General features: G+C 51.2%; 11 protein-coding genes. 1 reads left to right on the plus strand and 10 read right to left on the minus strand.

Annotated features, from left to right (window positions below):
- The 5 genes from pseB to cysC form a co-directional block, all read right to left on the minus strand.
- Nucleotides 1–999, minus strand: coding sequence for a UDP-N-acetylglucosamine 4,6-dehydratase (inverting) (gene pseB, locus BM254_RS06780; RefSeq protein ID WP_092000591.1), 999 nt, complete (start codon nt 997–999; stop codon nt 1–3).
- A 67-nt stretch (nt 1000–1066) separates the two neighbouring features.
- Nucleotides 1067–2566 carry an MBL fold metallo-hydrolase RNA specificity domain-containing protein gene (locus BM254_RS06785; RefSeq protein ID WP_092000595.1) on the minus strand — a complete coding sequence of 500 codons (1500 nt, stop codon included), beginning with the start codon at nt 2564–2566 and terminating at the stop codon, nt 1067–1069.
- Between the two features lie 223 nt (nt 2567–2789).
- On the minus strand, nt 2790–4199 hold the full coding sequence (locus BM254_RS06790) for a mannose-1-phosphate guanylyltransferase/mannose-6-phosphate isomerase (RefSeq protein ID WP_092000597.1): 1410 nt from the start codon (nt 4197–4199) through the stop codon (nt 2790–2792).
- A 71-nt stretch (nt 4200–4270) separates the two neighbouring features.
- Nucleotides 4271–6040 carry an SLC13 family permease gene (locus tag BM254_RS06795; RefSeq protein WP_092000600.1) on the minus strand — a complete coding sequence of 590 codons (1770 nt, stop codon included), beginning with the start codon at nt 6038–6040 and terminating at the stop codon, nt 4271–4273.
- 12 nt (nt 6041–6052) lie between these two features.
- The gene (gene cysC / locus BM254_RS06800) at nt 6053–6661 is read right to left on the minus strand and encodes an adenylyl-sulfate kinase (RefSeq protein WP_092000603.1); all 609 of its coding nucleotides are present in this window, start codon (nt 6659–6661) and stop codon (nt 6053–6055) included.
- 226 nt (nt 6662–6887) lie between these two features.
- Between cysC and BM254_RS06805 the strand changes: the two genes are divergently transcribed.
- The gene (locus tag BM254_RS06805) at nt 6888–8597 is read left to right on the plus strand and encodes a hypothetical protein (RefSeq protein ID WP_092000606.1); all 1710 of its coding nucleotides are present in this window, start codon (nt 6888–6890) and stop codon (nt 8595–8597) included.
- 66 nt (nt 8598–8663) lie between these two features.
- Here the strand turns inward: BM254_RS06805 and BM254_RS06810 are convergent, their stop codons facing one another.
- From BM254_RS06810 to BM254_RS06830, 5 genes are all read right to left on the minus strand, one after another.
- A complete protein-coding gene (locus tag BM254_RS06810) occupies nt 8664–9440 on the minus strand; it encodes a hypothetical protein (protein ID WP_092000608.1) in 777 nt (258 codons plus the stop codon).
- A gap of 155 nt (nt 9441–9595) precedes the next feature.
- On the minus strand, nt 9596–10777 hold the full coding sequence (locus tag BM254_RS06815; RefSeq protein ID WP_092000611.1) for a hypothetical protein: 1182 nt from the start codon (nt 10775–10777) through the stop codon (nt 9596–9598).
- Nucleotides 10778–10871: 94 nt separating this feature from the next.
- Complete coding sequence (locus BM254_RS06820; protein ID WP_092000614.1) at nt 10872–12173, minus strand: hypothetical protein; 1302 nt, start codon at nt 12171–12173, stop codon at nt 10872–10874.
- 83 nt (nt 12174–12256) lie between these two features.
- Nucleotides 12257–13444, minus strand: coding sequence for a glycosyltransferase family 4 protein (locus BM254_RS06825; protein ID WP_092000617.1), 1188 nt, complete (start codon nt 13442–13444; stop codon nt 12257–12259).
- A complete protein-coding gene (locus BM254_RS06830) occupies nt 13441–16353 on the minus strand; it encodes a glycosyltransferase (protein WP_092000620.1) in 2913 nt (970 codons plus the stop codon). The genes BM254_RS06825 and BM254_RS06830 overlap by 4 nt, the downstream gene beginning before the upstream one ends.
- Between the last annotated feature and the right edge of the window lie 2 nt (nt 16354–16355).

The following is a 16355-nucleotide window of genomic DNA, read 5'->3' on the forward strand; positions in this document are numbered from 1 at the left end:
TCAGATCTTTCCGATTTCATTGAAGTGGCCGTCGATCCAGGCCTGCAGCTCTTCGTCCGTCATCCATTCGGCGTTGTTGTCGCTGGAATAGACGAAGCCTTCCTCAACTTTTTTGCCGTCCTTGATCCGTTCCTCACAGGATCCCCAGTTGTTGATGTTCGGCAGGATCTTGAAATGCTGGGGGTATTCATAGGTGAAATAGGAGTCCTCGGCACCGATCATCTGCTCATGGAGCTTCTCGCCAGGGCGAATACCGACCACATCCTGCTTCGCCTCCGGGGCTACTACGCGGGCAAGATCCGTCACCTTCATGGACGGAATCTTCTTCACATAGATCTCGCCACCGACCATATCCTCAAACGCATGCCAGACCAGTTCCACGCCCTGCTCCAGGGAAATCATGAAGCGCGTCATGCGCGGGTCGGTGATCGGCAGAACACCCTGGTCCTTGATCGACATGAAAAACGGAATGACAGATCCCCGCGAGCCCATCACGTTACCGTAGCGCACCACGGAAAACTTGGTCTCATGGCCACCGGAATAAGAGTTGCCAGCCACAAAGAGCTTGTCGGAGGCCAGCTTGGTTGCGCCATACAGGTTGATGGGGCTACTCGCCTTATCCGTGGAAAGCGCAACAACACCCTTTACACCCTTGTCGATACAGGCATCAATCAGGTTCATCGCCCCGTTGATGTTGGTCTTGATGCACTCGAACGGATTGTATTCGGCCGTAGGAACAATCTTTGTGGCCGCAGCATGAACCACGTAATCCACGCCATCCAGGGCTCGATATAGACGCTCCCGGTCCCGGACATCGCCGATAAAGAAACGCATCCTGTCGTCGCCCTGAAACAGCTTGGCCATTTCCCACTGTTTCATTTCATCCCGGGAAAAAACAATAATCTTCCGGGGGTTATACTTCTCCAGCGTCATCGGAATGAACTTGTGGCCAAATGAGCCTGTTCCACCGGTCACCAGGATGGTCTTGTCTCTGAACATATATTTTTAATCCGAAGCCAATAGTAGCGCTGTTGAAGGCACCATTCTCAGAGATTACCAACCGATTTCAAAGTGCCGGAATCAAAATCCGCGACGACAATCGCTCCGAAAGCAATTTACCGAGTACCTTCTTGGCCTCGGTATCCCCATGCACAATCCGAATTTCCCCTGGCGCCTCAGGAATCCCCTCAACAAACCTCAATAAATCACTCTGCCCCGCGTGGGCCGAATAACCACCGACCTGATGAACCCGGGCACGGATATCGTACCGCTCACCATCCAGCTCAACCCAACCACCTCGCGGGCCAAAGGTAAGAATATCACGCCCGGGCGTACCAGCGGCCTGATAACCCACAAAGAGCACATCATTGCGGTCATCACCGAGCATCACCTTCAAATAATTCACCACCCGGCCACCAGCGCACATGCCGGATCCAGCCAATACCACACAGGGACGGTGGGACTTGGCCAGGTACTCGACAGCATTCAGGTGGTCTTCGTGGGAGTCGATCACTGTGAGCTGATCAAAGGACAGTGGATGCCGGCCGGATCGGACCAACTCCTGGGCTTCTGCATCCCAAAAGGGTTTCAGATCCCGGTAAATCTGGGTGAAGTTGGCGGCCAGGGGCGAGTCCACGACGATTTCCAGGTGCTCCCAGTCGAACAAGGGGTCTGATGAAAAACGCTCGCGTTTTCCATCTGACCCCACCTTCAACGAAGCCTCAGCAATAATCCCCTCAATCTCATACAACAACTCCTGCGTCCGCCCAATACTGAACGCCGGAACCAAAACCGTCCCGCCATCCGCCAGCGCATTCTCCAGCACCGCCCTCAACCGGTCCCGCCGAGTCTCCCGATCCTCATGATCACGATCCCCATAGGTACTCTCAATCACCAACCGATCCGCCCGCTCCGGCGATTTCGGCTCCGGCAACAATGGCGAATGCGGCGCCCCCAGGTCTCCGGAGAACACAATCCTTTCTTCAAGATCCCCAACCCGGGCCTCACATTCCACATACGCCGAACCCAGAATATGTCCAGCCCTCTGAAGCCGCACTGAAAGCGAACACTCACCCTCCTCAAACACCGAATGCCACTGCCCATAAGGCACCGGCACCACACGCTCCCGAATCAGCCCCAGCACCCGCTCGATCAAACTCCGGTCCCGGGTAAAACCAATCTTCAGGGCGTCTTCCAGGATCTCGGGCAACATAACCGCCGAAGGCTCGGAGCAGATAATCGGCCCCTCGAACCCAGCAGCTAATAGATAGGGAATCCGGCCCACGTGGTCGATATGCACGTGAGTTACGACTAGTGCACGGATGTGGTCGATGGGGAAATCAATAGTGAGGTCGGCGGCGGAGGCCTCTCGGCCTTCATCTTGGCCCTGGAAGAGGCCGCAGTCGATGAGGATGCCGTGGCGGTCGCCCTCAGATTCAGGAGTAGTATCCAAGTCGGGGTCAGATGAAAAACGCTCGCGTTTTTCATCTGACCCCACATGCAAACTCAATTCATGGCAAGAGCCCGTCACTCCAGACGTGGCCCCATGATGTTTAATCTCGATCATTTCAAACAATCCGTGTCATTAACCAGGGGTCAGAAGAAAGCTTTCTTCTGACCCCAACTTTATTCATCACTCTTAAATAGCCAGAACACTGGAATCAGCGTCACAGCAATCACCCCAACCAGCAGGCTCAGCGTCACACCGCTCCGCAAGTAATCCGTAAATCGACACCACCTAAGACCAAATCACCGCGCGGTCGAATGAATTAATTCATCGGCCCATTCATTTACTCCCGCCCGTAACGATCCTCGAACCGGACAATATCATCTTCTCCCAAATAGGAACCCGACTGCACTTCGATTAATTCCAGGTTGATCACGCCAGGATTCTCCAGAGTATGCACTTGGCCAATAGGAATATAAGTGGACTGATTTTCAGTCACCAGGTAGGAATCCTCGCCATTGGTCACTTTTGCAGTGCCACTCACCACAATCCAGTGCTCGGCACGGTGGTGATGCATCTGCAAGGACAACTTTTGCCCCGGTTTCACGGTAATTCGTTTCACCTGGTAACGGTGACCATCGTCAATCGAATCGTAAATCCCCCAAGGACGATAAACCTCCCGGTGATTGATGTGCTCGTGGCGGGAATCGCTTTTCAGTCGCTCCACCACTTTCTTCACATCCTGAACCTTGTCTTTGTGCGCCACCAATACTGCGTCTTTGGTCTCTACCACCACCAAGTCTTTTACCCCTAGAGTGGCTACCAGCCGGTGATCGGCGCGCACCAGCGTATCTTCAGTCTCCACCGCTATCACGTCACCGGACAGAGCATTGCGCTTCGTATCCCGATCACTTACTGACCATAAAGAAGACCAGGAGCCGATATCACTCCAACCCGCATCCAGAGGCACAACCGCAGCGTCTTTTGTTTTCTCCATGACGGCGTAGTCGACCGAATCCTCGGGGCAAACCTCAAAGGCCCCAGCATCAACCCGCACAAAGTCCATATCCTGTGTCGTGGAAGACATGGCTGAATGACAGGCATTGAGAATATCCGGCTGAAACTTTCTCAGCTCCTCGAGATAACGGCTGGCACGAAACATAAACATGCCACTGTTCCAGAAATACTCATCGGAAGCCACATACTCTGTAGCCGTCTTCAGATCCGGCTTTTCAACGAACCGGGATACCGCAAACGCACCCTCACCGACTTCGACGCCTCTCTGGATGTAACCATATCCGGTCTCAGGACAAGTCGGAACAATTCCAAAGGTAATCAGCTTGCCCTTCTCCGCCAGCGGTAGTGCTACCGCCACCTGCTGTTGGAAGGCATCGATATCGGCAATAAGGTGATCCGCCGCCAGCACCAAGAGAACTGGATCATCACCTCCTGCAGTCGCCTCCAACGCAGCCAGCGCAATGGCCGGTGCGGTATTACGCCCCATAGGCTCCAGAATGATCCGGGACTGAGTGCACCCCGCCTGGCGCATTTGCTCGGCGGCCAGAAATCGATGCTCATCATTGCAGATAATTGTGGGGTCAGAGGCCTTTACGCCCTCCAACCGCCCCAATGTGGCCTGAAGCATCGACCGATCCCGATCGACGAGTTTTAAAAATTGCTTGGGGTTCAACTGCCTGGAAAGTGGCCATAACCGCGAGCCGGTTCCGCCAGCGAGAATAACTGGATGTAACATAGGTAAACCTTTAAACGATCAATGAAGGGTAAGAAGAACGCTTTCTTCTGCCCCCAAACTTCTCTTCACATTCAAAACGGCCAAAACACCGGAATCAGCGTCACAGCAATCACCCCAACCAACAGGCTCAGAGGCACACCGATCCGCATATAATCCGTAAATCGATACCGCCCCGGACCATAAACCATCAAATTGGTCTGATACCCCAACGGAGTAATGAAACTGGCCGAAGCTGCAAACATCACCGCCACCGCAAAAGGCAGGAAGCTGACCCCCAAATGCTCCGAAAGCGCTAACGCGATCGGAAACATCAGCACCGCAGCAGCGTTGTTGGTTATCACTTCAGTAAAGAAGGCGGTCAGCACATAAATCATAACCAGTGCCAACCAGGGCGAAAATCCCTCACCATTTTCAAGCAAGGTACCGACAATCGTAGCCGCCGCTCCGGTTTCCGACATCGCGTTACCAAGGGCAAAGGAAGCCGCAATCACCACCAGCACAGGCAAATCCACACTGCGCCGTGCGTGACTTGCCGTGATACAGCGCGAAACGATCATCGCACCAGCCGCCATGAAAGCAGCCTCCATAATACTCAGCAACCCGCTGGCACTGGCCAATACCATCGCCAACAAAATCCCCAAGGCAAGGGGTGCCTTGCGAAAGTCGGGGGGTGTCGAATCGTTCAGTGCGCTCACCAGCAAAAAGTCCCGTCGGAACTTGTACTGCTCGGCAAACTCATTGCTGGCTTCAAGCAGGAGAGTGTCCCCCATCTTGAACTCAATATCACCGAGCTTGCCTGGCACCCGACGGCCCTCACGGGAGACCGACAGAATGACTGCATTAAATCGACTGCGGAAACGACTGTCCCGCACCGTTTTGTTCAGCCCCGGGAACTCGGGTCCAAGCACCACCTCCACCAGACAACGCTGGTGATTGGCGATATCCAGCTTGTGCACATTGCCACTGGCCGGGTTCAAACCATGGATGCGCCGAAGCTCACTGGCACATTCCGGCGCCCCAACGAAATACAACTTATCACCGGCCTGTAGAGTACGATCAGGCTCCACTGCTGTAATCAAACGCCCCTGCCGGTCAATTTCGGTCAGATAACCATAATTCAACGCACGAAGACCGGCCTCGGCAATCGTTTTCCCCACCAGCGGCCCCCGGCTCGCCACTTCGACTTCGACCCCATACTCCCGGACGGCCTCGAGTTCCTCGTCCAGGCCACCACGGTCAGGCAACAGGCGAGAGCCAAACAACACCAGGAAAGCACCACCAATCACAAGCAGGGGCACACCCACCCAGGCCAGCTCAAAAAGACCCAGATTGATCCCCAGCCGACTCTGCAACATGCCATCCACTACCAGGTTGGTACTGGTGCCAATGAGAGTGCAGGTCCCACCCAGGATTGCAGCGTAACTAAGGGGAAGAAGAAGCTTCGAGGCAGGTATCTGAAGCCGCTGGGCCCAATCCTGAATGGCCGGAATAAACATCGCCACCACAGCGGTGTTATTCATGAATGCGCTCAGGATGCCGGTAGGAGCCACCATGCGCAGTTGTGCGCCACTAGTGGACTTGGGATGCCCCAGCAATTTCCGCGCGATCCACTGAACTGCGCCAGTCTCTTTCAAACCCGACGCCACTATATAAAGGGTGGCAATCGTAATGACGCCGGGGTTAGCAAACCCGGCCAAGGCAGAAGCTGGCGTCAGGACACCAAAGATTACCAACAGAGCCAACGCTGCCATCAGCGTCAAATCCGCCGATACCCGGGTAAAGACCAACGTACCCAGTACAGCTCCCAGAAGCCCCAGGGTAAAAATCGCCTCCCATTCCATCGGGAGCCTCCCCTAGCCTTTGTGTTCCAGAATTAGCTTCCGGTCCTGGAGGTATTGGATGAGCTGTTCAATACAGTCATCTACATTTTGCGCAGAGGTATCCAGAACAACCTCCGGATGTTCTGGAATCTCATAGGGCGAGTCGATGCCAGTGAAGTCCTTGATCTGACCCGCACGAGCCTTCTGGTACAGCCCCTTCGGATCACGCTGTTCGCAGGTTTCAATCGGGGTATTCATGAATACCTCGATGAATTCACCTTCCGGGAACAGGTTACGAACCAAACGGCGATCACTGGCAAACGGAGAAATGAAAGCACTCAGCACGATCAATCCAGCATCAGCGAATAGCTTGCTCACCTCGCCAACTCTCCGAATGTTTTCTACACGGTCCGAATCAGAGAACCCCAGATCACGGTTCAAGCCGTGACGAACATTGTCCCCATCCAACAAAAACGTATGATACCCCCGCTGATAGAGAGCGACATCAAGTGCATTGGCTATGGTAGACTTTCCGGAACCGCTGAGGCCGGTGAACCACAACAGACAAGGTCTCTGATTCTTGGGCTCAGCGCGCTCAGCGCGGGTAACTTTGTGTTCGTGCCAGACAATGTTATTGCTCAAAACTAGATCCTTTGAAACGCATAAGATTAGACTGGGCTGCAATATACCAGAAAAAACTGGCTCCGGGCTTTAGCTGTGTTCTGATTTTACCGTTGCCACTGGCATGCCGATAACTGCAAAAGTACGATTCGCGACCGTTCCCAAATGAAGCAGTCCGGCACTGCCCCGCGGGGTCAATATTTTGCAAAAGACGCCACTTAATACCCGAGGATTATAAAAGCGACACATGAAGCTAAAAAAACGGCAGGCAAAATCCAATATCAGTGATGCAGTTTCACGGTCTTTACCGTGGCCTTTACTTTTTGGCGCAAAGTACCTTCAAGTTAACTTTCTAGAGACGCTTCTAGGTACCCTACTGGCCCTGACTGCCCAGATAGCATTCATAGCCTCGTTCTTGCTACCGCTTAAAATCGTCATGCTGATGGCCTCCGATGGGACTCCGCGCTTCCTGAGACTCTTACCGATCTCGATGGAAAAAGATCAGCTTATAATCATGCTCGCCACGTTCTCGATTGCAGCATATATCTTCTATCAGTTTGCAAATAAGATCATCGATAAAGTCACCACTCGAGGAGCGGCAAAGCTCGAATCCCGTAACCGTAAACTCGTGCTTTTTGAAGGACAACATGACTTAATCAGAAAATCCTACAGAAACTACGTTGAGATCGCCGGCAACATCTGCTTTTGCCTGCTGGCTGCCTTACCTCTTTTCTTTCTGTATCCGGAAGTTTTCTATGTTGTTCTCGCGGTACTTCTTACGACTACCCTGGTAATCATCACCTTGTGGATCTCTATACCCGGTAATCGAGAAGCAATCCTTTCGAGCATGCCTGCCACTCTTAACACAAGCTCGACGGCTGGCTTCTTCTTCATATTTGCCACGATCATACTTGACTATGCTTTCTTCACCTTGCCAAACAGTATATTAACAATACTGCTTTCCATGATCCTCGGCCGGCAAATTCTCAACCAAGCGCAGCAAGCAGCAAACAAATTTCTTTTTCTTAACAGGAACCAACAAAGGCTGACAGCACTGCTTTTCCATAATCAGGCACTTTCGAATCCAGCACCGAAGAACCATCAAATCTATCAATTCCTCCAGCCGGAACATGAGGTTCAAGTCCAACTAAAAGAATTCCTGAGAGAATTGGATGACACAATGGACAACCGGGAAGGCCTGAAGTGGATTGACTCAGGACTGAACAACATCTTCTTCTTCACAACTCGATCGAAAGTCACCAATGCCAGTTTTCTTGTCAAAGTTTTCAATAAAAACAAAACTCAAGAAGCCAGACACGAAGAGACACTACTCAGCTCGACCCCGAGTGAACTTCCCTCGCCTCCATTAATCGAGACAACCGTTATAAGTGGATTCCACATTCACGTTCTGGACATTACCGGGCTCAACTTTACCCAGCCAGCTCCGGAACACGAAAAGAGTTTCCGATTATCGCTTGCGGAGGTCAAAGTGCCACCGTCACTCTGGTCTTCCTACAGGAGATCCAAAAAACTGATTTGGGACAGGATCAATCAAGACACCTTGAAGCACCTTAAGCTGGCCCTCCCCGACCAAGATGCCGTGGCTCAATTCGAGGACAACCTGCCGCTGATCAGGAAAACCGTGAAGCTGCTCCCGATAAAGATCTCCCTGCCCAAAAACCAGCAGAACTTTTTGATCGGGAATTCAAATCAGAACCAAGTGGTCTGTGCCCACTGGGGAAAATGGTGTATTGAACCAATAGGTCACGGATGGAATAAGGTGCTTGGACTGTCATCAGAGAATGACAAATCAGCGGAAGCCATCGGTCTTGCTATAAACTTGTTCAAGATCGAAAACAGCCTTGAGAAGCAATGCTTCAACAACGCACTTAGCTTGATGTCAGACACAAACGAGTTGCTCAAAAAGACTACTGATCTCTCAATTGTTCAAGAGTGATAACAGCAATATTTGACGCTGAACTTAGACCAGTACGAGGGCGGACTGACTCAAAGACAGGGCCAGCTAGACTGACCCAACCATTTTTTCCAGCGCCAACTTTTTTTCATTGTAGAAATTTCTGTATAGAAAATCCTCTTTTTCGATTAGTCTTCGCAACAGATCGCGTGGTGCCTCACTCTCTTTCACTTTGAAGCCCAAGCCCGGCTTATCGACCGGCATTTCGTCAAGAACACTCTTCGCATACTCCCGGTCAGCAATCCATGGGACCAGTTCATTATCAACCGCCTTTTTTAGATTGTCGGTGAGTCCTTCTTGGCGGATCATAAAAGACCAAATTCGATTTTCGTGAAAAATGTCAGACACTTCTGAATATTTCTTGCCCTTAATTTTGGCGAGAGGGTCACTCATGGAAAGCGCAATAAACCGAAATGACATTAAACCAATCGATTCAACATCGGTTAACTTATATTTCCCACCCAATAGGTGGCTGTTCTTCGGATCCAGAACCAAATCGAGCCACTCAAAAAAACCATCAGCGCTAGCGTCAGAGTAAAGATCAGCCTTGCCTCTCTTCTGAAGTGTTGTGTAAAGCGATCCGCGCTTCGCCAGGCCGAATTTGTAGAGAGATAGGTATTGTGAAAAAGGATTTCTAGCGGTAATAAAATAGGTTGCATCCGGCTTAAAGGGCGTTACAACCTCACCATTTACCCGTTCCCCGATTCGCGCATGTTTCCTGCGAGATACTTCCCTTTCTGGCATAATTGCACTTAAAAACTTGGAAACAAACCCTGACCCCGTTTTGTGGACGTCCAAGTAAACCAAATCCCCAAAGTCATGCATTAAAGCTTCTCCATTTATCATTGACGGAAGTGACCTTTACTCCGCGTCATTCCAGCCAGCGTTTTTTGAAAAGTCTAGTTTCAGTAGTTGTTGTTTTCGCCGAGAAACCGCATGTCTCCCAGCGCAATCAGAGCGGGTGGACCACTCCACTGCGGTTATCTATTAATGTTTTGCGCAATTTTTTCTTGATACTCTCTGATCTTACCCCTGATAAAGGGACCATTAGGCCTGATTTCGGCCGCCAACTTCATAAGCCCCAGGGCCTGATTCAGGTCCATTTTTTCGAGGAGCAGAGCTGACCGCCTCAAGGTTTCAACATAGCTGTCGAGACCTGATTTATTGTCCGAGAGATCTTCGAACTGATCAGCATTGGACAACAGATGGTTACCTATATGGAAAAAGGTTTTTTCCGAGGCCTCTGCATGTCTGAATTTAGTCTCGCCTAAAAAGAGTTGGTCGCGCATAAAGTACTTCTTTGCCAAAGCCTCATCATCGGCTTTGAACCTCTCGTCCATCTCTCTCAAGAACTCTTCGGGAACCCTGGATTGATTTTTTTCTTCTTTGTTATCAGATTCCTGTATCAGTGCCTTGACTTTTCTGAGCTTCACGATGTCGTTAGTCAGCATAGAGCAAAGCGCCATCATGTCCTGGGCTGCCAGTGACAAACTGGGGTTAACCTGTCCCTCTCCCGACCTTTTAGCCTCATAGCGTGAAAGCAGATGATCAATCTCAGAATCTTTGAAGCCTATTTTTGTATAGAAATCGACCAGAAGATCTCCGCGCCGTAGAGATTCTTTTTCATAGATACCTATGTGCACCCGGCTGTTCTCAAAATTGGCGAGACCGTCCTCCCAGCGCTTGACGATGGACAGGTAATCGAAAACCTCGGGTTTGAAGATGCTGTGATAATCTTGCTTTTGGTAAAGGTCTTTAACCAGAGCCGGATTGGCTCCACCTTCAAACTTCAGTCGCTGGCCAAGGCCAGAGCTCATCTTGTCTGGGCGCTGCCTGAGGTAGATGATTACCTGAACCGAAAACCCTTTAAATGCCGACAGTAAAGTCTCGATGTGACGATGTCCGTAGCGATAAAACCCCTCAAAGCTAAGCAAATGGCACTTCGCGTCAGACGTACTAATCGTCCTTCTTAAATCGTTCAGAACCTGCTTGTCACCTTGCTTGACAGCACGACTTACAAAGCCATGGTGGACCTGCTTTGTCGGTATCCAATAATACCCATACCCCAATAGCTCCTCACTGAGGAGTGCACAGCTCTGTTGAATGGCCGTACTACCGGTTTTGTCCAGGCCTATGTGTAAGAACACCACTTTTTCAGACACGAAATACCCTTACCCTATTTAATCCGTGCAACTTCCAATCGCAAAAATTTCAGGAGCTTTTCAGATCCAATTCCAGGAACTCAGAGGATCAATCCTAATTCGACTTCCGGATTAACTGATCTATGGCCGTCAATCTCTGATTTATAGCAGGACCGCCCGGACGGATCGCTTTTGCCACGGTCAAAACTTTGCGCGCTTTTACAAGGTCCCGTTCTTCCATCACATGGGAGGCCTCTTTCAATGCCTCAACACAGTCATCGTATTTCGTAAACTCTGACGCGCCCTGTCCACCAAACTGGAAGTAATTGATTGTGTATGACATGGCACTTTCCTGCTCCGCAGATAGCTGGCGACAGGTATCATCCTTGAATGCATTGGGGAACAGGGAGGTATCCTCAGGGAACCAACGCCTCCTGACTGCTTCATTGGATTGATCAAACCGGGATTGATACATCATCGCCTCGTCGACTGTCGGCTGCTGCCCCTTGCCACGAAACGCCTCGATCACTTGCTTACGAATTCGCTTGCGATCTCTGTCCAGAGTAAGCGTCTCAAGCCTCGACCTCGTGGCCCTCACTCTCAAAAGTCGCAGGATCCGTGACAACAAACCCTCAACTTTCCCGCTGCGATCAGCTCTTGCCTTATCCATTAAATTCATCTCTCTCAAGATGAATTGGCCTAAATGGGTAAGGGACTCGTTCACCGAATCAGTGCTGTGTTCGATGCAATTTTTGTCGACGCCAACATCTGAAAGAAAATCATCGATGATATTACCGTTCAAAAGCTCTGACCTGTCGAACCGCTTTACTCGCATAGAGGATTCTGAAAAGACATTGCCCCACTTCTCCAGCATCATCTGATAGTTGCAGTAATGGTTATCCTCTCTCAGCATGGTGTCCATCACATCGTCGAAAGGTTTGATCCCTCCCCCCTTCAGCAGAGTCGAGTAAAATGATGTGACCATATCTACTTGGCGACGCAGATAACAAAAAACGGTAAATTGGTCGGAAAATGGTTCCAGCCACTGTTTAAGAGTAAGGATCGAAGATTCATCTCTTAACCGGGAATGAAAATGCTCACTGGAGATGATAATTGTGTGGATCTTATCGCCCGCTTCTTCTATATCGCGTTTGAGCTTTTCGTAGATCTTCTGGCGAAATCGGCTTCGGCCTTCGGCATTTTTCCCTATACCCAGAGAATTAAGATAATCGTCCTCCTGCGAATCCGGGAGCATGGCCGCGGCAATATCCCGGCTATTGATCAGGTCATCGCCGTGTAAGTAGAGAACGCCTTGGGCCTTCAACTGAGCGACATTGTCCAGAAGATTCTTCTGTAACGTCGTCGTGCCCGTTTTCTCAGTACCAATATGTATAACGATTCGCTTTTTAACAGTCACAAACTACTCCACCCTTTTATTGCGGCAATAGGGTTAACCCGTTTGAAGGTGGCCCTTTATCCGCGAGCCACCTCCTGTTGAATTTACACTTTCCCGGCAAGAGCACGCCGATAGATTTCTGCTGTTTTTCTTGCAGTGTCAGCCCAGGAATACCGATACACTTCAACAGGCCGAGTCTCCGAATCGAGCGCTTTTTGAAGGGCATCTCCAAAATCTTCTGGATCAATCAGTAACGCATCTTTCCCTGCAACCTCTTTTGTGGCCCCTCTATCACTGGTCATTACTGGGACCCCGGACGCACGTGCCTCGGCAATTGGCAGCCCGAACCCCTCGTAAAAAGATGGGTAAACAAATAACCGCGCACCAGACATCAGTGTGGCCAAAGAGCTCCGCGGCAGCCGGCCCGTCAGAATAATCCGGTGGTCCTTACTATCCTGGCGCGCCAGCAAAGATTTAAGTTCGTGGTTTTTCCACCCTTCGCCGCCGGCCAATACCAGAGGAAAGGCTTTTTTCAAGGCTGAGGGCAGAGAGCTGTATGCCCGAACCAAGCCTGCCAGATTCTTGCGAGGCTCAAGTGTCGCGGCAGAGAATATGTAGCCGCCATGCACCAGCCCCCATTCGGCGAGCATCTGTTTGGTTTCCGCGGCGCCTCTAGCCCGGAATATGTCGTCAACGCCCAAGTGAATAGCGGTGGTCTTGTCTTCTGCCTCTGGAAAAAAATGACAGAGTTCGCGGCGGGTGAACTCGCTGACTGTAATTATGTGCCTGGCACTTTTCACAGCTCCCGGAAGATACTTGCCCAGGTAAGCCACCCTCTCACGCGGATGGTATTCCGGATGTCGGAGATGGGACATATCATGGACCGTCAGAACCGTGGGGCATGGTATTTCGAGCGGAATGTAATTCGGTTCGTGATACAGACAGTTTTCTATATCACCCAGGCCTCGGCGAAATCGCACATTTCTGACGTATTGCCGCGCCTGATACGCCCCCGGGATAGACCTGACCACTGGCTTCAGACCGCTTACGAGCCTTCTTTTCAGTGAATTCCGGCCGCCCTCATCCGGATTCCCGGATGGTCCGATAGACTCAGGTTGATCGATCAGCGCTAACATCTCCTGGGTGTCAAGCAGCCGACCTTGAAAGACCCCCTCAATTCGGTATGCACATTCACTGGCCATCAACTCGGAAACCAAATGCTCAGTGTAATAGCCGATTCCAGTTCGAGGTGCGGCCAACGAATCAAGGCCAATCAATAGGCGAGAACTCATACCTTCTTCTCATTCAGTACAATCGACAGCAAGCAATCCGCAGACTCCCGCCATGTCTTCCAACGCATAGTTCGGGGGTCTGGGTGCTCATTTCGGGCATAGAGGGCCAACCAATCTCTCAATTGTGACGCCATCGCCAAAATATCGGTTTCTACGGGCTCGCCCAGTCTTGAGGCGCCACTCAGGAACCACGCGCCATCACCAGCAACCTCTCTGAAAACGCCTATATCCCGCGCAATCACCGGCAGTCCCCTTTGTGAGGCCTCAATAAGGGGGAGCCCGAAACCCTCATCGTCTGAGAGCGCCAGGAGCGCGCTTGCGCGCCGGTATAGCTCGCTCAACGCCTCGTCCCCAATGCCGTTAAACCAGAACAATCGCTTACCCTGTTGCGGATGGTTCCTGAAACGTTCCACGAGAGAAGGAATATTGCGCCTCCTGTCATCGGGCTGATCTTGCCAACCTTCCTTGCCAACAATAACCAGTATCAGGTGTTCCCCGCTCTCCCATAACTGATCGAATAGATCCAAAGCCAGGTCATACCGCTTGCGGGGCTCAATAGTCCCCACCATAAGAAATACCGGAGCTGTCGACTGAGCCGGTAACTGAAACAACTCACTGGCGGACGTTTCGCTATCAAAGGCTGAGGCCGAAAAATCTGCCCCATGGTGTGACCAGAAAAACTCAGGTAAAGGATTTTTTCCGGGCATTTCCCGCATCATCCAGTTCTGAACATTATCCGAAACCGTTTTGGTCACACCGATGATTTGGTCGGACGACTCTCCCACGGCATCAAGCCATTGCCTGAATCCTTCCTCTGCCCCCGGCGGGAACACCTCCGGCTGCATCAGAGGAAGGATATCGTGAACGAGGAAACTAACATGCACCCCGTGAGCCCTAAGAGTATCGAAAACACCCTGACGCTGCGCCTCAATGACAGGTTGCCCTGCAACATCAAGCGCAACCAGGCAATCTCCAGAGACTGGTTCAATTGGAGAGTCGTCGAGATCGAGACCGTTTATTCCGAGCAGCTCACTCATGAACCTCCGCGCATAACAATAACGCCAACCAATGGCAGTTTTACGAAGAGCGACTGCCTCTACTCGAACATCTTCTCTGCCGTGCAAGGCCATCTCGCGAAGGAGAGCGCGCGCAACTCGTTCGATCCCGGTTTTAAGCTCTGTTGCTGCCGTCGCCGTAACATCTACATGAACCGTTCTCTGTATTTGAGCGCCACCAAAGTTAAGAGCAGCGGCCCTGAAAATTTCTCTGGCGCAATCCTCATTGGCCTGAGCTTGTTCCGAAGATATGGCATTTTGGACAATTTCATTTGGCGTGAACGGTCTATTTGCGACTAGCCCAGCTATTACCGAAGCGTATTTCTCCGCACACAGTTCTGGGCAGTAATACTCAAGGATTGCCTGCCTCCCTTGCTCAGACAGTCGCCGTGCGAGTTCGGGCCGCGTAGCTATTGCATCGAGAGCTTCTTCCAACTCAGCCCTATCGAACTTATTCCTGAGCATATAGACACTTTCGGCTGGAAGCTCAGCCATTGAGCCATTTGCGTTCACAATTGTCGGCACGGAATAGTTCATGCAGTCCAGAATCGTCCCGGAGGTCTCGCCCCGGGAATTCGCACGCAACTGGACGGCCAGATCAGCAGCCGCGAGATAATCATGAAAGATCTCTGCCTCTGCCCACCCGGTAATCCAGACGTTTTCCGGAGAACTACCCCTATCGATTCGTTTTCTCAGATCATCTCCGTAGTGCCCCCCGGCCTCTCCAACAAAAGCAAGTTTTGACCCGGGACTTGCAGATAACCTGGACGCTTGCCATGCCTCAAGCAACTCAAACGCAAGCTTGTTCGGACCGACAACTCCGAAGGTGCATGTGAGAAAGTCTCCCTCTGACAGGCCGAGGCGCGCACGAGCCTCGTCTCTGGATCTTTTGACCTCGGGTTGACGAAGATGAGGAATAACATAGATCTTTCGCTGATCAATCGCCGGGTACTGCTGGTTTAAAAGTTGGCGAGAAAAGTCCGAGTGAACGATCAGCCCTGTGGAATAACGCGCCACATCGTAATTTGCAGGATAATCACGGATAAGCTCTGCAGGCCTGTTCTCACTCTTGCCAACCAGAGCTCGATAGCCGTCGGAGCGATATACAGATCGCCATAAAAACGGTATTGAGGGCTCTGCCTGCTGCCGGGCAAACTGTAAATCCCCCAGGAAAAAATCATGTAGAACAACGATGCCGGGCGCTCGCCTGATCAAGGGCATTTGATAGGCATGGAACGCGGAATTGCCAATGTGGTAAATAATGCTGTCATAGTCATGCTGATTGTCGACCAGCCATTCGGCAGAGCGCACCTGACAATGCTGCCTGATGAACGGGTCAGTTACTTCGTCTTGATCGACAACGACTTCAACGGAAAAACGTTCGCATAATTCCCGCAAAAGTTCCGCGCTGTAATCGGCTATTCCGGTTCGGGAAGGAGGAAGCGGCGACACAAAGGCGATTTTTTTGGCCGAGGTCGGCTGAACTCGGCCCTCTGCAGGCTCAATCAATTTCTCTGATAAATCAGCAGGTGGAACAGCCCTGATTGTCTCGAAATCAACGACAAGATCAGCCCCAAGGTAGCCCAGAAATCCTCGGTACCACTGATCAGCTGTCCCAGGGGAAAGATTCTCCGGCATAGCGCAAGTCACTACCTTGCTGGCATCAATGTCGTACGAAACCATCTTCCTGATTTGGATTGCTTCGCCCGGAAAATCCCCTCTTAGCGCAATCCGCAAATCTTCATCAACAAGGCTATGAAGCAAACGATCCAACGCTTTCAATAAGCTTGCTTGTTCTTCAGACGAAGTCGCTAACTCGCGTTGGAGACCGGATGCATCAATTAACAATCGCATAT

Source organism: Marinobacter pelagius, from assembly GCF_900114925.1.
Lineage (GTDB): Bacteria > Pseudomonadota > Gammaproteobacteria > Pseudomonadales > Oleiphilaceae > Marinobacter > Marinobacter pelagius.